Origin of the sequence: Novosphingobium sp. PhB57, from assembly GCF_004342985.1 — a bacterium.
Taxonomy (GTDB): Bacteria; Pseudomonadota; Alphaproteobacteria; order Sphingomonadales; family Sphingomonadaceae; genus Novosphingobium.
The window spans coordinates 258,261-282,267 of record NZ_SMBO01000004.1 but is presented as its reverse complement, the minus strand read 5'-3'; the positions used below and the strand labels follow the sequence as shown (position 1 = coordinate 282,267).

General features: G+C 66.6%; 22 protein-coding genes. 10 read left to right on the top strand and 12 right to left on the bottom strand.

The genetic code is table 11. From position 1 onward, the window contains the following. The first annotated feature begins 36 nt into the window (after positions 1-36). Entirely contained in the window at positions 37-1,107 is a 1,071-nt protein-coding gene (locus tag EDF58_RS14495) for a VOC family protein (RefSeq protein ID WP_132266843.1), read from the top strand. Between the two features lie 6 nt (positions 1,108-1,113). Here EDF58_RS14495 and EDF58_RS14490 read toward each other — a convergent pair whose 3' ends face one another. The 6 genes from EDF58_RS14490 to hisD form a co-directional block, all read right to left on the bottom strand. Next, positions 1,114-2,115, bottom strand: coding sequence for an MBL fold metallo-hydrolase (locus tag EDF58_RS14490; protein WP_132266841.1), 1,002 nt, complete (start codon positions 2,113-2,115; stop codon positions 1,114-1,116). Positions 2,116-2,177: 62 nt separating this feature from the next. Then, a complete protein-coding gene (locus EDF58_RS14485) occupies positions 2,178-2,465 on the bottom strand; it encodes an antibiotic biosynthesis monooxygenase (RefSeq protein WP_132266839.1) in 288 nt (95 codons plus the stop codon). Next, complete coding sequence (locus tag EDF58_RS14480) at positions 2,462-2,869, bottom strand: VOC family protein (protein ID WP_132266837.1); 408 nt, start codon at positions 2,867-2,869, stop codon at positions 2,462-2,464. Before EDF58_RS14480 ends, EDF58_RS14485 begins: the two co-directional genes overlap by 4 nt. A gap of 5 nt (positions 2,870-2,874) precedes the next feature. Further along, positions 2,875-4,026 (bottom strand): alpha/beta hydrolase, encoded by a 1,152-nt coding sequence (locus EDF58_RS14475; protein WP_132266835.1) that lies wholly within the window; start codon positions 4,024-4,026, stop codon positions 2,875-2,877. Between the two features lie 25 nt (positions 4,027-4,051). Further along, complete coding sequence (locus EDF58_RS14470) at positions 4,052-4,807, bottom strand: SDR family oxidoreductase (protein ID WP_132266834.1); 756 nt, start codon at positions 4,805-4,807, stop codon at positions 4,052-4,054. 2 nt (positions 4,808-4,809) lie between these two features. Next, positions 4,810-6,141: a histidinol dehydrogenase gene (hisD, locus tag EDF58_RS14465; protein ID WP_132266832.1), complete on the bottom strand. Its 1,332-nt coding sequence runs from the start codon at positions 6,139-6,141 to the stop codon at positions 4,810-4,812. 175 nt (positions 6,142-6,316) lie between these two features. Here hisD and EDF58_RS14460 point away from each other — a divergent pair, with 175 nt between their 5' ends. From EDF58_RS14460 to EDF58_RS14440, 5 genes are read left to right on the top strand one after another with little or no spacing between them, the layout of a single operon-like run. Beyond that, entirely contained in the window at positions 6,317-7,261 is a 945-nt protein-coding gene (locus EDF58_RS14460) for a fumarylacetoacetate hydrolase family protein (protein WP_132266830.1), read from the top strand. Beyond that, positions 7,258-7,818, top strand: a complete 561-nt coding sequence (locus EDF58_RS14455; protein ID WP_132266828.1) for a cupin domain-containing protein — start codon at positions 7,258-7,260, stop codon at positions 7,816-7,818. Before EDF58_RS14460 ends, EDF58_RS14455 begins: the two co-directional genes overlap by 4 nt. Further along, complete coding sequence (locus EDF58_RS14450) at positions 7,818-8,567, top strand: SDR family oxidoreductase (RefSeq protein ID WP_132266826.1); 750 nt, start codon at positions 7,818-7,820, stop codon at positions 8,565-8,567. Before EDF58_RS14455 ends, EDF58_RS14450 begins: the two co-directional genes overlap by 1 nt. Before the next feature lie 50 nt (positions 8,568-8,617). Then, positions 8,618-9,832 (top strand): MFS transporter, encoded by a 1,215-nt coding sequence (locus tag EDF58_RS14445; RefSeq protein ID WP_132266825.1) that lies wholly within the window; start codon positions 8,618-8,620, stop codon positions 9,830-9,832. After that, positions 9,825-10,538, top strand: a complete 714-nt coding sequence (locus tag EDF58_RS14440) for an SDR family oxidoreductase (RefSeq protein WP_132266823.1) — start codon at positions 9,825-9,827, stop codon at positions 10,536-10,538. Before EDF58_RS14445 ends, EDF58_RS14440 begins: the two co-directional genes overlap by 8 nt. A gap of 3 nt (positions 10,539-10,541) precedes the next feature. Here EDF58_RS14440 and EDF58_RS14435 read toward each other — a convergent pair whose 3' ends face one another. Next, positions 10,542-11,741 (bottom strand): MFS transporter, encoded by a 1,200-nt coding sequence (locus EDF58_RS14435; protein WP_132266822.1) that lies wholly within the window; start codon positions 11,739-11,741, stop codon positions 10,542-10,544. Positions 11,742-11,751: 10 nt separating this feature from the next. After that, the gene (locus tag EDF58_RS14430; RefSeq protein ID WP_132266820.1) at positions 11,752-12,786 is read right to left on the bottom strand and encodes an aldo/keto reductase; all 1,035 of its coding nucleotides are present in this window, start codon (positions 12,784-12,786) and stop codon (positions 11,752-11,754) included. A 114-nt stretch (positions 12,787-12,900) separates the two neighbouring features. Between EDF58_RS14430 and EDF58_RS14425 the strand changes: the two genes are divergently transcribed. Both EDF58_RS14425 and EDF58_RS14420 read left to right on the top strand, forming a co-directional pair. After that, the gene (locus tag EDF58_RS14425; protein ID WP_132266818.1) at positions 12,901-13,812 is read left to right on the top strand and encodes a LysR substrate-binding domain-containing protein; all 912 of its coding nucleotides are present in this window, start codon (positions 12,901-12,903) and stop codon (positions 13,810-13,812) included. A 141-nt stretch (positions 13,813-13,953) separates the two neighbouring features. Continuing rightward, positions 13,954-15,501 carry a class I SAM-dependent methyltransferase gene (locus tag EDF58_RS14420; protein WP_165921422.1) on the top strand — a complete coding sequence of 516 codons (1,548 nt, stop codon included), beginning with the start codon at positions 13,954-13,956 and terminating at the stop codon, positions 15,499-15,501. Positions 15,502-15,514: 13 nt separating this feature from the next. Here the strand turns inward: EDF58_RS14420 and EDF58_RS14415 are convergent, their stop codons facing one another. Both EDF58_RS14415 and EDF58_RS14410 read right to left on the bottom strand, forming a co-directional pair. Then, complete coding sequence (locus EDF58_RS14415; protein WP_132266815.1) at positions 15,515-16,159, bottom strand: prolyl oligopeptidase family serine peptidase; 645 nt, start codon at positions 16,157-16,159, stop codon at positions 15,515-15,517. Positions 16,160-16,324: 165 nt separating this feature from the next. Further along, on the bottom strand, positions 16,325-16,711 hold the full coding sequence (locus EDF58_RS14410; protein ID WP_132266813.1) for a hypothetical protein: 387 nt from the start codon (positions 16,709-16,711) through the stop codon (positions 16,325-16,327). 336 nt (positions 16,712-17,047) lie between these two features. Here EDF58_RS14410 and EDF58_RS14405 point away from each other — a divergent pair, with 336 nt between their 5' ends. Continuing rightward, entirely contained in the window at positions 17,048-18,847 is a 1,800-nt protein-coding gene (locus tag EDF58_RS14405) for a GGDEF domain-containing protein (protein ID WP_243654267.1), read from the top strand. Positions 18,848-18,876: 29 nt separating this feature from the next. On the opposite strand, the gene EDF58_RS14400 is transcribed toward EDF58_RS14405, so the two are convergent. Beyond that, positions 18,877-19,086, bottom strand: coding sequence for a hypothetical protein (locus tag EDF58_RS14400; protein WP_132266810.1), 210 nt, complete (start codon positions 19,084-19,086; stop codon positions 18,877-18,879). Positions 19,087-19,508: 422 nt separating this feature from the next. Here EDF58_RS14400 and malQ point away from each other — a divergent pair, with 422 nt between their 5' ends. Continuing rightward, positions 19,509-21,569: a 4-alpha-glucanotransferase gene (malQ, locus tag EDF58_RS14395; RefSeq protein ID WP_243654266.1), complete on the top strand. Its 2,061-nt coding sequence runs from the start codon at positions 19,509-19,511 to the stop codon at positions 21,567-21,569. A 16-nt stretch (positions 21,570-21,585) separates the two neighbouring features. Here malQ and EDF58_RS14390 read toward each other — a convergent pair whose 3' ends face one another. Further along, a complete protein-coding gene (locus EDF58_RS14390) occupies positions 21,586-24,003 on the bottom strand; it encodes a TonB-dependent receptor (protein ID WP_132266809.1) in 2,418 nt (805 codons plus the stop codon). Positions 24,004-24,007 lie beyond the last annotated feature (4 nt).

Sequence of the window (24,007 nt, the reverse complement as noted above, 5' to 3'; positions counted from 1 at the left end):
ATAAGGAAGGCTCAAGCAGCCGGGATAGAAACAAGCATGAGCATTCTGGGAGTTGAGAGCGTCCTGTTCGGCGTCGCGGACGTCGCGGAGCACACGCGGTTCTGGACCGATTTTGGCCTGCCGCTGGAAAGCGCCAGCGCGGACGAAGCGGTGTTCCGCCTGGCCTCGGGCAGCCGGGTTATCGTCCTGCGTCACGGCGATGCCCGCTTGCCGAGTCCGGATCCCTTTCCGGGGGACGGTCTCAAGGAGACCGTCTGGGGCGTCGATACCGCCGAAAATCTCCAGACGATCGCGGCGAGCCTGGCGGCGGAAGTTCCGGTGACGCGGGATGCCGACGGCACCGTCCATGCCGTCTGCCCGGACGGCCAGCCGCTGGCGCTGCGGGTCTGGAACAAGCGCGCGTTCCATTCGGAAGCCAGCCCGGTCAACACGCCGGCCAGCTATCCGCGCTTCAACCAGCACCGCATCTGGCGCAGCAAGGCGGTTCCCAAGACGATCAACCATGTCGTGTTCTTCTCGCCCGACTATGTCGGCAGCTTCGAATTCTACGAACGCCATTTCGGCTTCCGCTACGTCGATCATTCGAAGGGATCGGGCATCTTCGCGCGGGCCGGGGGGACTTACGAGCATCACTCGATCTTCTGGGTGAACTGCGACCTGCCCATCGCACCGGACCACTTCAAGTTCATGCACATCGCCTTCGGCATGGACGATATCGACGAGGTGATGCTGGGCGCCAACATCATGGAGCGAAAGGGCTGGAAGAACGAGAGCATGAACAGCTCGGGCGGTATCTCCCGCCACCGCATTTCCAGCGCGATCTACTATTACTGCGACATGCCCGGCAAGGCGGGCGAGGCCGAGTATCACGCCGATACCGACTATCTCGACGACAACTGGGTGCCGCGGGCCTGGGACTTCCGGTTCGGATCGCTGCTCTGGTCGAACAATGCGCCGCCGATCTTCAGGGGCGACAACATTCCCTGGGACATGGCTTTCGACGCCGACCGCGCCAGCTTCGAACCGTTCCGCAAGGACAGGCCCGGCAAGCGCCCGGTAGAAGGCAAGCTTAGCGAGTTGACCGAGGACGACGAGCACGCCCTCTGACGGCGCTCACAAGGCCAAGAGCGGATCGAACGCGGCCCATTCGCCCGGTAGCAGCGGGACGAATGCGGCCGGGTCGATCCCGCGTTCCACCAGCCCCGCGCGCAGCCGCAGCGCGGGGTCTTCGCGGGGCTCGTCGGTCAGCTTGAAGGTGCCCCAGTGCATGGCCACGGCAGCGCGGGCGCCAAGGTCGCGCATGATCTGGATTGCCTCTTCCGGGTCGGTATGCTGCGCGGCCATGAACCAGCGCGGGTCATAGGCGCCGATCGGCAACAGGGCGAGATCGGGCGGGCCGAACTCCTCGTGCAGGCGGCGGAAGATATTGCCGGTGCCGTATCCGGTATCGCTCGCGAAGTAGATCAACCGCTCCCCCACGCGCAGCATGAAGCCGCCCCACAGCGCCATCCGCCGGTCGCCCATCCCGCGTGACGACCAGTGCAGGGCAGGGACGATATGCGCCCGTGCGCCGGGGGCGATGTCGAAGGCGTCGCCCCAGTCGCCGGCCGATACCCGCGCCTTGGGAATGTGGCGCAGGATGGTGCTGTCGTTGCCCAGCGGCGTGACGATCAGCGGCGCGTGCCGGGCATGGAGGGCCTTGAGCGTCGGGATGTCGAGGTGGTCGTAATGGTTGTGCGAAAGCAGGATCGCATCGATCGGCGGCAAGTCCTCGATGCGGATACCCGGCGCCGTCACCCGCTTCGGCCCGGCGAACTGGACCGGGCTCGCGCGGTCGGACCAGACGGGGTCAGTGAGGATATTGAGCCCGCCGACCTGGATCAGCAGCGTGGCATGACCTACCATGGTGACGCGCAGGCCCTCCACCCGGCGTTCGGGAACGACGGGGGTGACGGCTATCGTCTTGGGCCATTTCGTGGCGGGCGCGGTGCGGCGCCAGCGCAGGATATCGCCGAAGGAACGGTCGGTTTCCGGCTCACCGGCAGGATTGAGAAAGCGCGTTCCGTCGAAATGGTCGGTGGCGGGTCCGGTATAGTAACGATTGCGATCTGGCATGTGGGGGCGACCTCCGCACGCCATGTAGGAACGGCCTGCGGAAGTGCGAGGGCAGAACCGCGTTAAATCAACGCGAAGTGCTCGACCGAGGGCGTGCCCACGAAAAATGGCCCCGCCAGCGCGCGCCAGGCCTGGAAACCTTCGGACTCGCGAAAGTCGACCATGTGGGCCTCCACACTCTCCCAGCCGACGACGAGGTGATAGCGTTCGGGGTTCTCCACCGAGCGATGGAGCGCGAAGGAGACGTACCCCTTTGCCGCTTCGAAATGCGGTCGGGCTTCTGCCACGGCAGCCTCGAATTCGGCGGCGCGGGCAGGGTCGATGGTCAGAGTGGCTATTTCGTGGATCACAGGTTCGGCTCCTCGACGAATTCGATCAGATTGCCCGCACAGTCGCGGATGAAGCAACCCTTGCCGAAAGCTTCGCGCACGACGAAGGCGATGTCGGCCTGCTTATCTTCCATCTCCGTCAGGAATGCTTCGAGGTCTTCCACCCGGAAGGCGACGTGCTTGTTGCCGTGCGTCTTGAGGTCGCGCGGCGGGAAGCGGCGGTCTTCGGGGAGAGCGGCGGCGCCTTCCACCTCGAAGATCTCGAACCGCAGCGGACCCTTGCGGACCATCGCGGTGCGGGACTTTGCGGCCTCGATATAGAATGTCTTCTCGACCTCGAAGCCCAGCACGCGGCCGTACCAGTCGATCGCTTCGTCAAGGCTGGGGACAGAGACACCCCCGTGGTGGAACGTGAATTCAGCCATCCGGATCAGCCCATTTCCGCGAAAGTTTCCGCGCACCAGTCGGCAATGTAGTCGCGCATGCCGGTGCCGTTGTCGGCGCCGCAGTGCTCTACCTCGAAATCTTTCTTCGTGAAGACGCGGAGGGTGCGCTTGGGGCTGTTCACGGCCTGATCGTAGCTGAGCTGGGCGTTGAACGCGGGGATCTGGCGGTCGTTCTCGCCATGAGTGATGAGGAAGGGGACGCGGATTTTCTCGACCTGCCCGTCCAGCGTGATCTGGTCGGCATATTCAAGGAACGCGTCGCGATCCTCGATGCCGAACACCCACATGACGTGATCCCAGTAGTGCGGCACCGGGTTTTCGCCCTCGTTGGCGACGCGTTCGCGCTGGCGACGGCCCCAGACATGATTGGCGCCCATCACCGCGCAAAGCGCATAGCGCGGCTCGTTGGCGGCGATGCGCGGGGCATGGTAGCCGCCGAAGGAGAGGCCGAAAATGCCGATCCGGTCATGGATCACGTCGTCGCGCGTCAGCAGGTATTCGAGCGCGGGTGTGCCCCAGCGTTCGCCGTCGAACACGGCCGGAAGCCCGCGCTTGCGGATCGCCTCGCCGGTGCCGGGCTGGTCCACGAACAGGGTGTTCATGCCCCGCTCGAGATTCGACTGGCCGTGGCCCGCCATGCAGACCTGCTCCTTCATCGAATCGAGCCCGTTGACCGAAACCAGCGTGGGGCGCGGCGTGCCGGAGCCGTCGTGGACGAAGATGCCGGTATAGGCGCCGTCCTCGTAGGGGATTTCCACCTTGTCGATGTGCAGTCCGCGTAGCCTGGCGCCCTTGTGGAAGAGTTCCAGCCCCTTGTCGTAAGCCGCCCAGCGCGGGGCATAGTCGCGGCTCTGCATGCGCTCGGCAGCGAGGTAGTAGCCCGAGGCGCGCAAGTATTTGGTGCCGGCGGAGAGCAGATAGCCTGCCGCCTCATCGGCCTCGGCATTGGCGCAGACCTGATCGGCGACGGCGATCCAGCTATCGAACATCTGCGCGGAGCCGGCATCGGCGCCGGCCTTGCTCGCTTCCATGATCGGGCGGTTGGCCTCGTCGATCTCGCCATAGTTGCCGCCGCAGGCGAGCGCGAGATTGGTGGCGAGGTTCCAGACGTAGTTTCCGGGAAACGGTTCGAACATGATCTATCCTGCGATTTTCAGATGATTATTCGGCAGTCCAGCCGCCATCGACGACAAGGCTGGTGCCGGTCATGAGCGCGGAAGCTTCGGAGGCGAGGAACAGCACCGCGCCCATCAGATCCTCCACCTGGCCGATGCGGCCCAGCTTGATCTTGGAAAGGACGCTGGCCTTGAACGCTTCGTCTTCGAAAAACGGCTTGGTCAGCGGCGTTTCGATGAACGTCGGGGCGATGGTGTTGGAGCGGATGCCGTGGGGGGCAAGGTCCAGCGCCATGGCCTTGTTCATGCCCTCCAGTGCCCATTTGCTGGCGCAGTAGAGCGAGCGGTTCGGGCCGCCGACATGGCCCATCTGGCTGCCCATGTGGATCAGGCTGCCTTGGGTTTTCGTGGCGATCATCCGCTTCACGCAGGCCTGCGCCACGAAGAAGGCGGACTTGAGATTGAGATCGAGCACGGCGTCGTAATCGTTCTCGCTCACTTCCCATATCGGCTTGGGCCGGTTGGTGCCGGCGTTGTTGACGAGGACGTGGAACGGCGCGCGGTCTGCGAAGAACGCGGCGACGGCGGCAAGGTCCGAAACGTCGAGCGTCGCGGCCTCCGCGCCATTGCCGATTTCGGCGGCAGCGTCCTCGATCTCGGCCGAGGTGCGGGCGACGAGCGTGACTTCGGCACCCGCCCCGGCCAGCGCAGCGGCGGCGCCGAGGCCGATGCCTCGGCCCGCTCCGGTCACCACAGCCCGTCGCCCGTCAAGGCGCAGGCTCGGCGTCTTCGGCAGGCTCACGGTCAGGCCGCCGTTTCGGGCGTCGGCTCGGCCTGCCCGGCATAGGGCACGTTGCGGCCGCCGAAGCGGCGCACGCGGATGTTGGCCTGTTCGCCATGCCCCGCGAAGCCTTCCAGCGCACAGAGGCGCGAGCAGTATTCGCCGATCAGCGCGGACGCCTCGTCGGTGGTGACGCGCTGGTAGGTGCAGGTCTTCAGGAACTTTCCGACCCACAGGCCGCCCGTGTAGCGCGCGGACTTCTTCGTGGGCAGCGTGTGGTTGGTGCCGATCACCTTGTCGCCGAAGCTGACATTGGTGCGGTTGCCCAGGAACAGCGCGCCGTAGTTGGTCATGTTGTTCAGGAAGTAGTCCGGATCGGCGGTCATCACCTGCACGTGCTCGCTGGCGATCTCGTCGGCGACCTTGACCATTTCCTCGTAGCTGTCGGCCACGATCACTTCGCCGAACGTCTCCCACGCCTTGCGGGCATGGTCGGCGGTGGGGAGGAGCTGGAGCAGGCGGTCGATCTCGGCCATGGTCGCGCGGGCGAACTTCTCGGAATTGGTTAGCAGCACGCCGGGGCTGTCCGGACCGTGCTCTACTTGGCCAAGAATATCGGTGGCGGCGATTTCAGGATCGCAGCCGATCTCGTCGGCAATGATGAGGGTTTCGGTCGGTCCGGCGAAGAGGTCGATGCCGACGCGGCCGAAAAGCTGGCGCTTGGCCTCGGCGACGAAAGCATTGCCGGGGCCGACCAGGATATCGACCGGATCGATGCTCTGCGTGCCGATCGCCATGGCGCCCACGGCCTGAATACCGCCCAGCGCATAGATCGCGTCGGCCCCGGCCATGGCCTGGGCGGCGACGATGGCGCGTGCCGGCTGGCCCTGGAACGGCGGAGCGCAGGTGATGACGCGCTTCACGCCCGCGACCTTGGCGGTAATCACCGACATGTGGGCGGAAGCGAGCAGCGGATACTTGCCGCCGGGCACGTAGCAGCCGGCCGAACCCAGCGGGATGTTCTTGTGGCCCAGCACCACGCCGGGCAGCGTCTCGACTTCGACATCCTTCATCGAATCGCGCTGGATCTGCGCGAAGTTCTTCACCTGTGCCTGCGCGAACTCGATGTCCTTGCGTTCCTGCGGGGTCAGACTGTCGACGCAGGCGTCGATTTCGGCCTGGCTGAGGCGATAGTCGTCGCGGTCCCAGCCGTCGAACTTGATCGACATGTCGCGCACCGCTTCGTCGCCGCGCTTCTCGATATCGGCGAGCGCCGCCTCGACGATGTCGCGGACCTTGCGGTCTGCGTCTGCCTTTGCCTCGGCAGTGGCGCCGCGCTTCAGCCAGATGGCCATGATATTCTCCCGATCCGGTGTGACGTGACTTTCATCGGACCTAGCGCCGGGGAGCGAGCGGGGACCATCGCATGTTATCGATGCCTTGCTATCGATCCTATGCCGTTGTTGCCGCACAGGGGCTTCGCTAGCCCGGTTCCCAAGGACTAAGCATTCTTTGGGAGAACAAGGAGCAATGCGTCTAGCCACTCTCGATGACGGCACCCCGGACGGGCGCCTCGTCGTCGTTTCGCCCGAAGGCGATCGTTATGCGCCCGCGCCAGTGGATACGCTGCAACAGGCGATGGAAAGCTGGACTTTCGTCTCGCCCGTGCTGGCCGAGATTTCGGCGTTTCCCGAGGCGCTCGACGCTGCGCTACTGCGCGCGCCGCTGCCGCGTGCGTGGCAGTGGCTCGATGGTTCGGCTTTCGCCTGCCACGGGGAACTGATGGACAAGGCGCTGGGCGTGGTGCCGGTGAAGACCGGCAAGCCGCTGATGTATCAGGGGACTTCGGACAAGTTCTACGGTCCTGCCGAGGACGTGCGCTACCTCACCGAAGATAACGGCATCGATTTCGAGGGCGAGTTCGGCGTGATCGTCGATGCCGTGCCGATGGGTACCTCGGCTGACGACTGCCTGAAGCACATTCGCCTGATCGTGCAGATCAACGACTGGTCGCTGCGGAAGCTGGCCGGACCGGAGATGAAGACGGGCTTCGGCTGGGTCCAGGCCAAGCCGCCGTGCTCGATGGCGCCCTTCGCGGTGACGCCGGAGGAACTGGGCGACCAGTGGCGCGGCGGCCGCGTCTGCATGGACCTGCTGGTGGACTGGAACGGCAAGCGTTTCGGCGCCGCCAATGGCGAGCCGATGGGCCATGGCTTTCATGAGCTTGTCGCCCATGCCTGCGCCACGCGCGATCTGGTGGCGGGCACGGTGATCGGATCCGGTACCGTCTCCAACGAGAATTACCGCGAGATCGGCTCCTCCTGCATAGCCGAGCGGCGCGGGATCGAACTGGTCGATTTCGGTGAGCCGAAGACCGAATTCATGCGCTTTGGCGACAGCGTGCGCATGCAGGGAACCCTTGCCGACGGCCGCGCGCCGTTCGGCGTGATCGAACAGAAGGTTGTGAAGGCATGAGCGAGGTTCTCTCCGATTCCGGCCTGCCGCCGGTCCAGCGCGTCGTCACCGGGCATGACGAGAATGGCCGGGCCGTGTTCCGCTCCGAAGACGTGACGCCGACCAGGATGGTGCCCTCTGGCGATGCCTCGTTCCTGACGATCTGGACCACCGCCACCGTCCCCGCCGACAACAATGACGAGACCGAGGGTCGCGAACGCCCCACCGGCACCACGCTGGAAGGCGGCTCGGTGATCCGCGTGGTGGACATGCTGCCGGGCAAGCAGAGCCCGATGCACCGCACCAACTCGATCGACTACGGCATCGTGCTGAAGGGCGAGATCGAACTGGAACTGGAAGACGGCCGCAAGAAGACGGTGCGCGAAGGCGGGATCATCGTCCAGCGGGGCACCAACCACCTGTGGCGCAACACCACCGCAGAAGTCTGCCGCATCGCCTTCATTCTGATCGAAGCGCCCGCTTACCTCCATGACGGTGTACCGCTGGACGAGGCCAAGCCCGAGCAGGTCGATCCCGTCTACAACGAGGCGGCGGGCCAAGGGTCGGCGGGGGCCTGATGTTCGACCTTACCGGCAAGAGCGCGATCGTCACCGGCTCCACGCGCGGGATTGGCCGCGCCATTGCGGAAGGGCTGATCGCCCAAGGCGCGCGGGTGGTGATCTCCAGCGAGGACGCCGGGGATACCGCGCGCGTTGCCGCCGAACTCAGCATGCCGGGCCAGCCCTGCGATGTGACCGACGATGCCGCGCTGGCCGCATTGGTGGACCGCGCGGTGGCGGAGTTCGGCGGGCTGGACGTGCTGGTCTGCAATGCCGGCATCACCGGCAAGGCGGGAGCCTTCGCCGATCTCGACATGGCCGACTATGCCCGTGTCATGGCGATCAACCTCACCAGTCAGGTTGCGCTCTGCAACCTTGCCCTGCCGCATATCGCGGCGCAGGGCGGCGGCGCGGCGGTGCTGGTTTCCAGCCTCTCGGGCCTGAGAGGCAACGGGCGAATCAACGCCTATGCCCTTGCCAAGGCGGGCGTGGCGCAACTCGCGCGCAATCTGGCGGTGGAGTGGGGGCCGCGCGGCGTGCGCGTCAATGCGATCTCGCCCGGCTTCATCGCCACCGAGCTATCTGGCCCGCTGCTGGCGGACGAGAGTTTCATGGCCCGCCGCATGGCAATGACTCCGCTGCGGCGACCCGGCACGCCGCAGGAAGTGGCAGGCGCGGCCGTGTTCCTCGCCTCCGAGGCCGGGGCTTTCGTCACTGGACATAATCTCGTCGTGGACGGCGGTACGCTCATCACCGACGGAAGCTGAAAATTGTGTTTCTATCGGCCCGGAGACAGGCGGCCGAAGAAAGGGAGAGAATGACACGCCATCCCGAGCCGGGCCTGCTGACCGGCATATCGCTGCTGCTGCCGATCACGCTGACGACCATGGCTATCGTGCTGCTGGCGCCGATCATCCCGGATCTGATGGCGCACTACGCCGCGGTGCCGGGCCATGAATACTGGGTGCCGATGATCCTCACGCTGCCCTCGCTCTGCGTGGCGTTGCTCTGTCCGTTGGCGGGGATACTGGGAGACTGGTTCGGGCGGCGCCGGCTGCTGCTGGCGGCATTCCTGCTCTATGCCGTTGTCGGCGTGATGCCCGTGTTTCTCGACGATCTCACCCATATCCTGATCTCGCGCGCAGGCGTGGGCATTGCCGAGGCCCTGATCTACGTACTCTCGACGACGATGATCGGCGACTATTACAAGGGCGCCTCGCGCGACAAGTGGCTGGCTGCGCAGACGGCCTTCGCCTCGATGTCGGCGCTGCTGTTCTTCAACCTCGGCGGGGTGCTGGGAGAAGGCGGCTGGCGGACGCCGTTCTGGGCCTATGCCTCGGCGCTGGTCATGTTCGCGCTCGTCTGGAAGTTCACATGGGAGCCGTCGCGCGATGGCACCCCCGATGTCGAGGCCGATGCGCCGCCGCACAACCGCTCCTGGGCGGGTTTTCCCTGGGCGACGATGGCGATGATCGTGGCGATCACGGTCTATGGCTCGGTGTTCTTTTATACGGTGCAGATCCAGGCGCCCAGCGGGCTGGCCGAACTCGGCATGGCCAGCCCGTCGGAGCGGGGGTTCCTGACATCCATCGCCTCTATTGGCGTGCCGCTGGGGACCTTCATCTATTCGCGCATCGGCACGCGGCTGGCAGTGGGACGGCTGCTGCTACTGGAGTTCGCCCTGCTTGCCATCGGCTTCATGCTGATGGCAAGGTCCGGCACCGTTCCGGGCTTCCTGGCCGGATGCTTCGTCAACCAGATCGGGGCAGGGCTGCTGCTGCCCACTTTGCTGGTCTGGTCAATGTCGATCCTCAGGTTCGAATTTCGCGGCCGGGGAACGGGCTTCTGGCAATCGGCCTTCGCGTTCGGGCAGTTTCTCTCCCCGCTGGTGGTGACTTTTGCGGGACGGCACACGGGCGGCCTGCTGGGGGCCTTTTCGGTCCTGTCGCTCGCCGCGCTGGGCGGGGTCGTCGTGGCGCTGATCGCTTCGCGCGCATCGCACGGCGGCAATGGGGCGATGGCGCATGGCTGATCGTCTCGCGGGCAGGATCGCCGTGGTCACCGGTGCCGCGAACGGCATAGGCGAAGGCGTCGCGCGCATCTTCCGGCAGGAGGGCGCGCGGGTGATCGGCGTCGACCTTTCGGGAACGGACGAGGCCTGCGACCTCATCGACGAGGCGGCCACCAGCGCGCTCTTTGCCAGGATCGGCGCGGAGCACGGCCGGATCGACGTCCTCGTCAACGCGGCGGCATTCGCAGTCTTCTCGTGGATCGAGGACCTGAGCTATGCCGACTGGAAACGGACGCTGACGGGGGAGCTGGACATCGTCTACCTGGCAACCCGCGCGGCCTGGCCATGGCTCAAGGCGAGCGGCACGGCCAGCATCGTCAACTTCGCATCGGCCAATGCGCGCCATGCGCTGGAGGGTTCCCCGGCGCTGGCGCACTGCGCGGGCAAGGGCGGCGTGCTGGCGATGACGCGGCAACTTGCCATGGAAGGCGCCCCGCACGGCATTCGCGCGAATACGATAGCGCCCGGTTTCATCAGGACGGCGGCCACGGCCCGGCACCTGGAGGCGGATCCCGGCTTCGGGCGCCGGGTCCTGGCCGGAAACATGCTCAAGTGGCTGGGCGAGCCGGAGGACATCGCCTGGGCCGCGACCTGGCTTGCGAGCCCGGAGGCGCGTTACGTCACCGGAGCGGACATTGCCGTGGATGCGGGGGCTACGGCTTGGTAGATCTCACGATAGCCGCGCGCCGCCGGTGCATTCGGTCGCCACTTCGCCGCTCTGGCGGGCCGCGCTCCGGCCGCTCGTCAGGAGCAGCGCCGCCAGGCCGATGACGGAGGTTGCCGCGCCGGCCAGCGCTACGGCAGGATAGCCCAGATCGAGAGCGATCACGCCGCCGCCCAGCGCCGCGCCCAGCGCATTGCCCAGGTTGAAGGCGCCGATGTTCATGGACGACGCCAGGTTGGGCGCGTCGCTGGCTGCGTCCATGACCCGCACCTGGAGCGGCGGCACCAAGGCGAAGCTGGCGATGCCCCACAGGAAGATCACGATCGCGCTAGGCGCGGCATGGGTCATCGTCATGGCGAAAGCGATCAGGATCGCGGCAAGCGAGGCCAGGGTGACGATCAGCGTGCGATCGACCGAACGGTCCGCGAACTTGCCGCCCAGCCAGTTGCCCACCGTCAGGCCGAGGCCGTAAGTCACCAGCATCGCCGTGACGAAGCCGAGAGAGGCGCCCGTCGCCTCGCGCAGGATCGGGGTGATATAAGTGAACACGGTGAACATCGCGCTGGAACCCACGATAGTCAGGGCCAGCGCGCCGAGAACGGGCTTGCGGATCAGGACGCGCAGTTCGGCCGCCACATCGCCGCCGTCCGTAGAGGGCAAGGGAGGCAGGGTCAGGCGCAGCGCCGCCATCGTGACACCGCCCAGCGCCGCGATGCCCCAGAACGAGGCGCGCCAGCCGAGGTGCTCGCCCGCCCAGGTCGCCAAGGGCACGCCCACGACATTGGCGATCGTCAGCCCCATGAACATCGCGGCCACCGCGCCGGCCTGGCGGTGCGGCGGGACCAGGCTGGCGGCGACCACCGAGCCGACCCCGAAGAAGGCGCCGTGGTTGAAGGAGGTCAGCACGCGGGCGGCCAGAAGCATGCCGTAGCTGCCGGATACCGCTGCCAGCAGGTTGCCCAGGGTGAAGATCCCGGCCAAGGCGATCAGCAGCGTGCGGCGCGGCACCCGCCCGGTGGTGAGCGTCATCACCGGCACGCCCAGCACCACGCCCAGCGCATAGGCGCTGATAAGCAGCCCGGCGGCGGGGATGGAGACGCCCAGGTCTCCGGCAATGACGGGCAGCAGGCCCATCGGTGCGAATTCGGTGACGCCGATGCCGAAAGCGCCGACGGACAGGGCCAGAAGGCCGGGATTGAGCTTCATCGGATGGTCCTCAGACCAGCGGCGGGTTCAGCCGAGCGAACCCTTCCTGCTGGCGATAGGGGGTGTGGGGATAAGGCGGCAGCACCTCGCTGGCGGCATCGAGCCGGGCGACCTGCTCGGCAGTGAGCGACCAGCCGACCGCGCCGAGGTTCTGGCGCAGCTGTTCCTCGTTGCGCGCGCCGATGATGACCGAGGAGACGGTCGGGCGGCGCAGCAGCCAGTTGAGGGCGATCTGCGGCACGCTCTTGCCGGTTTCCCCGGCGATGGCTTCCAGAACGTCGACCACGGCGTAGAGCAGCTCTGTTTCGACCGGCGGCGCGAACTGCTCGGTATCGTGCAGGCGGCTCCCCGCCGGTACGGGGCGACTGCGGCTGATCTTGCCGGTGAGGCGGCCCCAGCCGAGCGGGCTCCAGACCAGCGCGCCCAGGCCCTGGTCCGCCGCGAGCGGCATGAGTTCGTGCTCGTAGGCCCGGCCGACCAGCGAATAATAGACCTGGTGGGCCACCAGCCGCGGCATTCCGTGGCGGTCGGCGACGGCCTGTGCCTTCATGACCTGCCAGCCGGGATAGTTCGAGACCCCGGCGTAGCGGACCTTGCCGGCGGCGATCAGCCGGTCGAGCGTGATCATCAGCTCTTCCGCGGGCGTATGGGCATCGAAGGCATGGAGCTGCAGCAGGTCGATCCGGTCGGTATCGAGACGGCGCAGCGCGGCCTCCACCGCGCCGATCAGGCGCGAACGCGAGGCGCCCCAGTCCTGCGGTCCGTCGCCGGTTGGCAGCCCGGTCTTGGTGGAGATCAGAGCGTCGTCGCGGCGGCCCTTGAGCGCCTGGCCGAGGATTTCCTCCGAGGCGCCGTTCGAATAGACATCGGCCGTGTCGAACAGCGTGACGCCGGCCTCCAGGCAGATGTCGAGCAGGCGCCGCGCTTCGGCGGTATCGCTGCTGCCCCAGGCGGCGAAGAGCGGACCCTGGCCGCCGAAAGTGCCGGTCCCGAAGCTCAGGGCGGGGACACGCAGGCCGGATGAGCCGAGTTGACGATAATCCATGAACAATCCTTCTCGCGGCAGCGGTGAATTTGCTATGCAGGCGCATAGATGACGGCAAAATACCGAAGGCGGTACTGCCCGCGAACGCGAAGGAATTTTGACTGTGACGCAAAGATGCTGAGCGAAGCCAAGCTCGCGGGCGGCACTGACCGGGCCCGTGCGCTCGAACTGTTCGTGGCGGTGGTGGAGCAGGGCAGCTTTTCGGGTGCCGGCCGGCTGCTGGACCTCAGCCCTTCCGCCGTCAGCCGCGCGATCGACAGGATCGAGGCGCGGCTGGGCGTGCGGCTGCTGCTGCGCTCGACCCGGGCGCTGGCGCTGACGTCGGAAGGTCAGTCCTATCTCCAGATGGCGCGCCGTATCCTGGCCGATCTCGACGATGCCGAACAGCTCATCGCCGATCAGGGCGCGCCGCGCGGGCGCTTGCGGATCAGCGCCGCACTCTCGCACGGACGGCTATGCGTGGTGCCCTTGCTCGGCGCGTTCGCAGCGCGTCATCCGCATATCCTGGTGGACATTGCGCTTACCGACACACTGGTCGACGTGGCGGCAGGGCAGGCGGATATCGCCATCCGGTTCGGACCGCTGGCCGACAGCACGCTGACGGCGCGGAAGCTGGGCGAAACGCGCCGGGTGATCGTGGCCGCGCCGGACTACCTCGCGCGGAACGGCACGCCGCAGGAACCCGAGGATCTCCACGGCCATAACTGTCTCAACTTCAACTTTCGCAGGGCCGAGCCGGTCTGGCCATTCCTGCGCGAGGGGCGCGAATTCGCGCTTTCCGTGAAAGGCAGCATCGAGGCCAACAACGGAGAGACGCTGGGGCAGCTCGCGGCGGCGGGGGTCGGCTTGGCGCGGGTGGGGCGGTTCAGCGTGGAGCGCGAGATCGCGGACGGGCGGCTGGTGCCCATTCTGGAGGCGTTCAATCCCGGAGACGTGGAGTTCATCCACGCCGTGTTCGTCGGCGGCTACAGCACCCCGGCGCGCATCCGCGTCTTCGTCGATTTCCTCGCCGCGAACCTGCGCTGACACGGGCGAGGCGCCGCGAGGCGACCGCTATCCCTAAGCCGGCCGCCGATCGGCCCCGGGCCGCGCAAGGTCCGTTTCGTCAAACCGTCACGGTTGGCGTGCCAAGCCGGGCACTGGCGAATTATGATCGGGGTGCGACAGATGGATGACCGGACGCATGGCTACGACGTCTCGGTAGGCTACACTTACGGCTATTGCCGGGAAATGGCGCCTGCCTGGATGGATCTTGCCGCGGGAGCAGGCGAGACTTCGGCAGCAGGGGGCGGGCGCTTTCTGGAACTCGGGTGCGGGCAGGGCATCGGGCTGTGCCTGCTGGCGGCGGCCAATCCGGGCAGGGCGTTTGTCGGCATCGACCTGATGGCCGAGCATGTCGACCATGCGAACGGGATCGCGGCATCGGCCGGTCTTGCCAATGTGCAATTCGTCCAGGGAGACTTCGTCGAGCTGGCACGATCCTGGCCGGAGGCGCTCGGCCGCTTCGATCATGTCGCGCTCCACGGCGTCTACAGCTGGGTCACGGCGCCGGTGCGCCATGCGCTGCTGCAGTGCATCGGGCAGGCGAGCGCGCCCGGGGCGCTGGTCTACATCGGCTACAATGCGCAGCCCGGCTGGCTGGCGACGATGCCCTTCCGGCACATCGCGCGGCTTATCCACGAAGAAGGGGCGGCGCCGGTGGCGGAAGTGCTGGACCGTTCGATCTCGCTGTTCGAACAGCTGCGCGGCGGGGGCGCTGCCACCTTCCAGCTGCTGCCCGGGCTCGGCGCGAGGCTGGATTCGCTGCGCAAGCGCGACATTGCCCAACTGGCCCACGAATATCTGCACGAAGGGTGGGAGCCGATGTGGCATTCGCAAGTCGCCCGCGAGGTGGCCGGGGTCGGGCTGGCCTTTGCGGGCTCGGCAACGCTGCCCGAAGCGCTGCTGCCCGCCTTCCTGCCCTCGGCCCTGCGCGACACGATCCTGGCGCAGGGCGATCCGCTGCTGCGGCAGGACGTGCAGGACTTCGTCATCAACCAGTTCTATCGGCGCGACATCTACCGACGCGGCGAAGCGCCTGCCACGCCCACGCCCACGCCCACGCCCACACCCGGCGAGCGGGCGGCGCATACCCGCTTCCTTCTGCTCGATGCCCCTGCACCCGGGGCAACCCTGTCGGTGCGCACGCCCTTCGGCGAACTCGCGCTGCAACCGCTTGCCTATGCCGGGATCGTCGAGGCTCTGGCGGAACGATCGCTGACACTGGCGGAACTGGCAGTGCTGCCGAAGGCCGGCGGCAAGGATCTGGCGGAAGTGCTGCAACTGGTGCTGATGCTGCTACATGCCGGAACGCTCGGCATTGAGGCGCCGCGCACGGACCACGCACCCGCCCAGCGCCTGAATGCGGCCATAGCGCGCGAAGCGGTACGCGGCATGCCTTACGATCATCTCGCGGCGCCGGCGATCGGCGGCGCCGTGCCTGTCGACTTTGCCGACCTCATGCTCATCGATGCCTGGCTCGCGCTTGGCGATCTGGCCGACGAGACGGCGCTGTCCGAACGGCTGGTCCTTTCACTCGCCGGATCCGGCAGGACGCTGCAGCGCGGCGGAAGCCCGCTCGAAGGCGTCCAGGAACGCCGCGAGGCACGCAGCCGCGCGCGGACATTCCTGGACCGTGACCTGCCGAAATGGCGAAGGCTCGGCGCGCTCGCCTGAGCGGGTGCCGGAGTCAGGTCAGGACGCGCCGCGCGAAGTTCGTGGCGGCGACGAGACCGTCCTGGCTCACGCCGTGGCCGATCCCCGGCGAGACATGCGTCTCTACCGGCACGCCCGTTTCGGTGAGGACGGTGGAGGCCATCTCCATCGAGCGGAACGGCACGACTTCATCCTCGGTGCCGTGAATGAGCAGGACCGGCGGGCGGCTGCGGATGTCCGCCTGCAGGCTTTCCGGCGCCACGAGCATGCCGGAAATGCCGACGATGCCGGCTGCAGCATCGGGGCGCCGAAGGCCGACGTGAAGCGCCATCATCGTTCCCTGGCTGAAGCCGACGAGAAGCAGGCGGTCGCTGGAAAGGCCGGCCTTTTCCAGTTCCGCCGTGATGAAGGCGTCCAACCCGGGCGCGGCCGCCGCCGCGCCCGCGGCGCGCTCGGCCATCGAGAAGGTCTCGATCGGCCACCACTGGTAGGCGGCGGCCATGTGCGGCAGCTGCGAGGGGGCATTGGGCGCGACGAAGGCCGCGCCGGGAAGCATGGGCTGCATTGCGGCCGCCAGTGCGATGAGGTCATCGCCGTTGGAGCCATAGCCGTGGATCAGGACCACGAGCGCATCGGCACTGGAGCCAGAGAGGGGGGCGAGGCGGGGGCCGTCAAGCAAGGCGCATATCCTTTCGGCGGATCGGGGAGATCCTGGTCGCAACTCTGAGAGGCCGAAATTCGCCTGACGGCAAGCGCGAATTTCCCTTTCGAAAATGCCGCGGCGCCGAGAATCTGCGGAGCGTTGCGAAATTCCGGCCGCCGGTTCCCGCCGCTGGCGGGCGGCTCAGTGTCCGGCGCGGGAAGGCGGCTCGCAAAGCGAAGCTGCCTGCTCGGCCAGGGCGAAGTCACCGGCCTGGAGCGCTGCACGCTTCGCGCTGGCACATTTTCCATCGGCCACGAGTGCGCCCACCGTCTCGCGAAGTTCCTGCCCCTTGCGGGCCTGCGCGAGATTTTCCTCGTCCTCCCGGCGCTGCTGGTTTTCGTTTCGCTGCCGCTCCAGTTCCTGGAAGGCGGAATAGCGCTGCCAGGCCGGGTTGTCGCTGGCCCCGCCGGATCGGACGCTGCAACTGGAGACATTGCCCAGAAGATAGCAGGTCGAGGTCTGGGCTGCAGATGGCAGCGACAGGAAGGCGGCAAAAGCGGCCGCGCCGGAAGCCAGCACAAACTTCATGGATTAATCCCCCTAAAGCGAAACCGCGAGGAACGGCGCCGCGCAATTTCATGAGGCCCTTAAAGTAGCGCTTTGGCCCTCTCGTCAAGGTCTTGATCCTGCCATGATGCCGGGCGCGCGCAGTGGCACGTTACTTGGATAGTGGCCCGCGATGTTCATGGACTTTGTCACGGCCAGCGGAACTTCGACTGCGCGGAGCCCTTCCTATGGGGTGGAGAACGTCCCCGAGCGGGCGGCAGAAGCGGGAAAGCAACCGGATCGGCTGTTTCCCTTCATGCCCGATCACGGGGAAATTAAGTTTCCATAGATACAGTGGCCTTGCGTGCAAAACAGCGGATGTCTCATGTGATTGACTTTCAAAGCACTATTTTGGAGATGATTGCCAAGGGGCAGCCGCTATCCGAGACGGTGTATCGTCTTTGCCGTGAAGTTAATCGCCTGGCGCCGGATGTAATCTGCTCCGTTGTGACTGCTGATGCCGATGGATGCCTCCGTCCGCTGGCGGGTCCGGGGCTTCCTCCTGCCTTTTGCGATCTGGTCAGCGGCGTTGAAATCGGACCGACCATCGGGGCCTGCGGGGCCGCGCTCTATTTCGGGACCGAGGTGCTTTCCCAGGACATTGCGGAAGATCCGCATTGGGAGGGCTTTCGCGATCTCATCCTGCCGCTGGGAATACGCGCCTGCTGGTCGAGCCCGATCCTGGGGGCGAACCGCGAGCCGATAGCCACTTTCGCCTTCTACTTCGGAGAGAAACGCGGGCCGACCCAGGGCGAGCGGGAGATCGTCGATCAATGCGTCCACTTGTGCGCCATCGCGCTCGACCGGGAACGGCGGGTGGAAGACCATAACCGCCGCGCCCATACCGATGCCCTGACGGACTTGCCGAACCGGGCGGCTTTCAATGCCGCGCTTTCCGGCCTGAGCTGCGAGATCCCGGGCGCCTGGGCGCTGGCGGTGATCGATCTCGACAATCTGAAGGTCACCAATGATGCCTTCGGCCACCAGGCTGGGGACAGCCTGCTGCAACTCGTGGCCGAATGTCTCTCCCGTGCAGCGGCGCCGGAGCCGCTGTTCCGGATCGGCGGGGACGAGTTCGCCGTGATCGTCCAGGACCCGGCCGCCCTGCGCGCGCTGGACGAGACCATGGCCGGCTACCTCGCTGCGCTGGCCCGCGCCGGCGGGCAGGTGGACAACCCCATCGTGCCGCGTGCCACCATCGGCTATGCCGAACTGGCCCCGGGCGACCTGCTGCCGGAGCGCGTGCGACAGAAGGCCGACTTTGCGCTCTATCACGCCAAGGATACCGCCCGCGGTGCCCACGTTCCCTACTCCGACGAGATCGGATCGCGCATCACCCGCAGGCTCGCTGCCGTTCGCGAGGTCGACGTCGCCTTGCGCGAGCACCGCATCGAGACGTTCTATCAGCCGATCGTCCTGATCGAGACCGGCGAGATCGTCGGTGTGGAAGCGCTTTGCCGCATGCGCAGCGGCGACCAGCTGGTGTCGGCCTCCGCCTTCCATGAGGCGACGTCCGACGCCGGCGTGGCGACGGCGCTGACCAGGCAGGTGATCTCACAAGTGGCCAGGGACGTCCGTGGCTGGCTCGATCTGGGGATCGCATTCCAGCATGTCGGCATCAATGTCTCGTCGGCCGACTTTCACAGCGGCACGATCTACGCGGTGCTCGCCGAAAGCTTCGACCGGGAGAATGTCCCGCTGAAGCATGTGATCGTGGAAGTGACCGAAGTGGTCTGCATGGATGACGACGCGGGGATCGTTCGCAAGTCCATGCAGGCGCTGCGTTCGCGGGGCATCCGGCTGGCGCTGGACGATTTCGGCACGGGCTATGCCTCGCTTACCCATCTGATGACGGTGCCGGTGGACATCATCAAGATCGACCGCAGTTTCGTGGAAGACCTGGTTTCGAGAGGCCCGAGCGCCGCCATCGTCGAGGGCGTCATCGGCATTGCCAGGCGGCTGGGCATCAAGGTGGTGGCCGAAGGAATCGAGAATGCCGACCAGGCCCGCGAGCTGCTGGCGCTCGGCTGCCTGCTGGGACAGGGTTTCCACTATTCGCGGGCGGTTCCGGCTGCGGAGGCGGGGGCGATGATGCTCAAGCTGGCGGAGACCGTCTAGCCCCCTCAGGGCAACCGCAGCCCGCCCTGTCAGGCCTTGAGGCTGGCAGGCATCCACACGTCGTTCGCGGGACGGCGGATGGAACAGAGCTTCCGGGCACCTTCCCAAAGTTCCGCCGAACGCTTCGAAGCCTCGCGGTGCGCGATGACGAGCGCGCCGGTCATGTCCGAAGCCTTGAATTCGAGACGCCGAGCCACGCCGATATCATCGTCCGAGAACTTCAAGGTATAGGTCTTCATACGTGGCTCCAGCTAACCGGATGTCGTTGCACGCAACCGGTAAAGCGTGATTCTGGTTAAAATTTCGACGGTTAAGGTTGGCAAAGGGCAAAAAGTTCCTGCGCGGCCGGGGCGTTAGCGCCGGGGGCGTCGGAACTTGCATTTTAATCGGCAAGTCGTTGGACCTGTCCAAACCATGCAGGATGGGTCTGGCGAGAGCTGCGCCTCCTGTAAAAGCCGGGAAGCTACCGCGATAAACGGGCGGCCGGGCAAGCGGGCGACCGGGAAGGCGCCCGAACCACGCGCCCTCTTTCGGCGCCGGGGCCTGGTTCGGAACCTTGCCGGTCTTGCGGCTTTGCCTTTGAGCGAGGAGGCGAGATGCGAGGGAACAATTTCGGTGCAGGTACGAGACCGGAACGGGTTCGGCGCTTGAAGGTGCCCCCTTGTCTCTAGACGTCGGCGCCGCGCCGAAGTGCGAGCCGCGCACCCCGCTCCACGATCTTGCCGCAGCAGTGGGCGTCATGCGCGCCTGGCGAAGCGCCGAGGGAAGCGAGTGCCTGGTTGCCGACGAGGTGCTCGTCTCGGTGCTGGGTGCGCTGGGCTATGCAGCCGGGTCGGACGGCGAGATCAGGCAGAGCTTCGCCCGGTGGCGGGAAGAGGCTCTGGCGCTTCCCGGTCTGATAACGGCGGAGCAAGGATCGCCCGTCCGGTTGCCCAAGGCGCTTGCCCACTTGCACCGGGTGAATCTCGTTTCGGAGGACAGCGGCATTTCGCGCGCCTTGCCTGCGCACGATGGGCTGGTCATGGCGATCGAGGAGCCCGGCTATTATCGGCTCCATGCCGGTGGCCAGTCGGTGCGCTTGGCGGTCGCTCCGCACCGTGCCTTCTCGCTCGGCCATGACCTTCATGGATTGAGGACATGGGGGGCGGCCATCCAGATTCCTTCGCTGAGGAAGCATGGCCCCGCGCCATTCGGCGACCTGGGGGCACTGGCGGATGCCGCGGTCCGCTTTGCAGGGCTTGGCGCCGATGCGCTCGCGATCAGTCCGGTACATGCGATCTTCGCCGGTCAGTCGAGCGGGTTCAGCCCTTATGCCCCATCGAGCCGCCTGTTCCTGAACGCCGCGCTGGCTGCGCCCGAACTCGCGGGCCTGGAGCCTTACGCGGAGCCGGAGGGTGCTGCCCTGATCGACTGGGACGAAGCCCTGCCGCGCCGCCTGGAATCGATGCGAAAGCTCCATGCCGCTTGCGGCAGCGAGGTGCGGGAACAAGTCGATGCCTGGGCTGCAAAGGTAGCGGGTGCCTATGGTCATGCGCTGTTCGATGCGCTCTCGCTGCATTTTGCGGCGCATGGCCGGGGCTGGAAGAACTGGCCCTCCGACTATCACGATCCCTCCGGCAGGGAGGCGAAACGGTTCGCCGGGGACCATGCGGAGGAGATCCGGTTCCACCTCTTCGCGCAGTGGCTGGCCGCGCGGTCGATGAAGTGCGTGCAGCAGTCCGCGCTGGAGGCCGGGATGAAGATCGGCATCGTCAAGGATCTCGCGGTCGGGATCGATCCGCTAGGCAGCGATGCCTGGGCGATGCAGAAGAGCGTCCTTTCCGGGCTGACCATCGGTGCCCCGCCGGACCCGCTTGGCCCGGATGGGCAGAACTGGGGGCTGACCGCCTTCTCGCCGCGCGGGCTGGTGGCCAGCGGGTTCGAACCGTGGCTGGCCACGCTGCGCGCGGGGCTGCGCGATGCGGGCGGCTTGCGGATCGACCATGCCTTCGGGCTGGCGCGGCTATGGGTGATCCCGGAGGGTGAGCCGGCCGGCAAGGGCGCCTACCTCAACTATCCCATTCACGACCTGACGCGCCTGGTCGCGCTGGAATCGCACCGTGCCCAGGCCTTGATCGTGGCGGAAGACCTGGGCACGCGGCCCCCGGGCTTCGACCATCTGCTGAGCGACCGGGAATTTCTGGGCATGCGCGTGCTCTGGTTCGAACGCGACGAAGACGGAGGCTTCCAGGCCGCGTCCCGCTACGACCGTTCGAGTGCGGCGATGACCGGAACGCACGACACGGCGACCGTGGCAGGCTGGTGGTCCGGCCGTGATCTCGAATGGAACCGTGCCCTCGGGCGCGGCGCGGCAGGCGAGGCTGCGGACGACCGGCGATCCGCCGACCGGGCCGCGCTGTGGCGCACGATCGGCGAAGGAAAGCCTCAGCCTCTGCCGAGCGAACCGGCCGACGCCGTCGATGCGGCGATCCGCGAGACTGCGCGGGCGGGGTCCGACCTCGCTATCGTGCCGCTGGAAGATATCCTCGGCCTGGAGGAACAGCCGAACCTTCCGGGCACCGTGGACGAACATCCCAACTGGCGCCGCCGCATGGCCGCGCCGCTCGATGCGATCCTGGACGGTAAGCGCGTCGCGTCGCGGATCGCGATGCTGGATGGGCGGCGCAGCACGGCATTTCCCGAGGAGGACGCCGCGAGCCGGTCTGCACCGCCCTCCGTTTGAAGGGGCGCGCCTGCCGTCAACGGCCCTGCAGCAGGCTGCTCTTGAGCGTCAGCTGCAACGTGACCGAGCGCGGGGGGCTGGCCGTGCCCAGCACGTCGCCCTGAACCGTCGCGGCGGTGCCCGTGCCGCTGGCGGTGGCGCCTACGACCGAGCCGGCGACGACATAGAGCCTGTTCGTGAGATTGCGGCCGATCAGCGCCAGTTCCCACGGTTTGTCCTCTCCGCCGTTCAGGGTTACCGCACCGTTGAGCAGCCAGTAGGAGCCCTGGCGGTTCAGCGGATTGGCTTCCGTTTGGGTGATGTAGCTGCTCGAATAGCTGGTATCGACGGCCAGGGTGCCGCCCAGGCGTTCGGAGAAACTGTGGTCGTAAGCGGCGCCCGCGGTCAGTGTGAACAGCGGTGCGCGGAACAGCCGCTGTCCGGTCTGGTCCTGATCCTGATAGGGGTTCGCTGCCGTGCCGTATGTGGAGGCGGCGAGGCTCGGATTGCGGGGGTTGAGATTGCAGCCGGCGGCCACGGACTGGCCGGCGTAGCATCCGCCGATAAAGTCGGTGTAGCGCGAGTGGTTGTAGGCCGCCGCCGCATTGAGCGAGAGCCCCGCAAGCGCGTCCGGCCGCACCGTCACGCTGGCCTCCACGCCCTCGATCTCCGCGCCCCCGGCGTTCTGCGTCAGCTGCGTGAACGAGGCATTGTCGTAGCGCGAAAGCTGGAGGCCGGAATACTTGTAGTAGTAGCCGACGAGGTCGAACAGGATTTGTCGTCCGGCGAGGTATCCCTTGATCCCGGCTTCGCCGCCTTTCGCGGTCATCTGGCCATAGGACAAATCCACGCGGGGAAGCGAAGGGTTCGCCTGCGAGCGCAGTGTGGTGGGCACCGTGTTGAAGCCGCCGGAAGTGAAGCCCTCGCGATAGGCGGCATAGAGCGTGAGGTCGTTGCTCGGCCGCCAGGTGAGGGTGACTTCCGGCGAGAAGTCCTCGTAAGTCCGCCGCGGGTTCAGCACGTCGATCGGGCTGGCGAAGGAAGTGCCCTGGAGGGACTTGTCCTCCCACGAATAGCGACCACCCGCCGCCAGTTCGAGGTCGTCGGCCAGCTTGTAGCGGCCTTGTCCGAAGACCGAATAGGCGCTGGTATGCACGTCATAGAAAGTGGAGCCGACGAGGAAAGGCCGTGTCGTCCCGCCGAAGTCGACGGCGAAGGCCTGCCGGATCTTGAAGTGCGCGTCCTGGAAGAAACCGCCGAAGAGCAGGTTGAACGGCCCGTCGAAGTCGGTCGCGACGCGGATTTCCTGGCTCACCCCGTCCGCGACGATGTCGTTCGATGCCCCGAAATAGGGAACATTGGAGAAGGTGAAGGGATCGACCGACTTTTCCCCGAGCCGGTAATAGCCGGTTACCGACGACAGCGTGAGTTCGTCGGTAAGGTCCTGGTCGATCGACAGGGAGGCGAGGAACTGGGTCGACTTCACGAAGGGAACGCCGTCACCCAGCGTCGGGTCCAGCGCCGTCATCCGGGCGGGCAGGATCACGCTGTAGAACTTGCGGTTCAGCTTGCAGTCGATGGCGCCGGACAGCCGGCTGACGCCGCCCGGGCAGAAGACGATCTGCGACCCGCCGGTCGGCCCCACACCGTCGCGGGTGCGGCGGCCATAAGCGACTTTGGCGGTGGCCCTGGTGGCGCCGCTCGGCGAATGGAAGGACAGCGTGCCGCGCACGAACACGTCTTCGGCATTATAGCTGTCTGCCGCCGGGCCGGGCGTGACGCCGGCGATCGGCACCGCGACATTGCGGAACCAGCCATCCTCCTTCGAGTAGTAGCCCACCACGCGGGCGCCGACAGTCTCGGTCAGCGGCGCCGAGACGGACCCTTCCACGAAGCGCTGGTCGGCTGCGAATTCGTAGCCGGTGCGCAGCTTCGCCTCGAAAGTGGAGCCCGGATCCTGGGATACCAGTGAGATGATGCCGCCGGGGCTGTTCTTGCCGTAGAACAGGGCTTGCGGCCCCTTGAGCACTTCGACGCGGGAGAGGTCGATCTGGCCAAGGCGGATCGCGTTGCCGTAGCTGATCGGGATGCCGTCTATGTTGAGGGTGACTGCCGTTTCGGTCGAAGGATTGGAAATGCCGGAACCGATACCGCGCAAGTTGATCGAGCCGCCGACCTGGTTCTGCGATTCCGCGATGACGAGCTGCGGCACCTGCTGGCTGATCGAGGTGAGCGTGACCGTGGCATAGCGCTGGAGCTGCTCCTGGGACAGCGCCGAGACCGCGACCGGCACGTCCAGCAGGCGTTCGCTGCGCTTGCGGGCCGTGACGATGATCTCGCCCGATCCGGCAGCGGCGGCACTGGGAGGCGCTTCCTGGGCGCGGACTTCAGGCGAGGTGAGAGATATGCCGAGAATTGCCGCGGCAAAGCCCACCGCCAGTTGTTGCCTGTCCATCGTC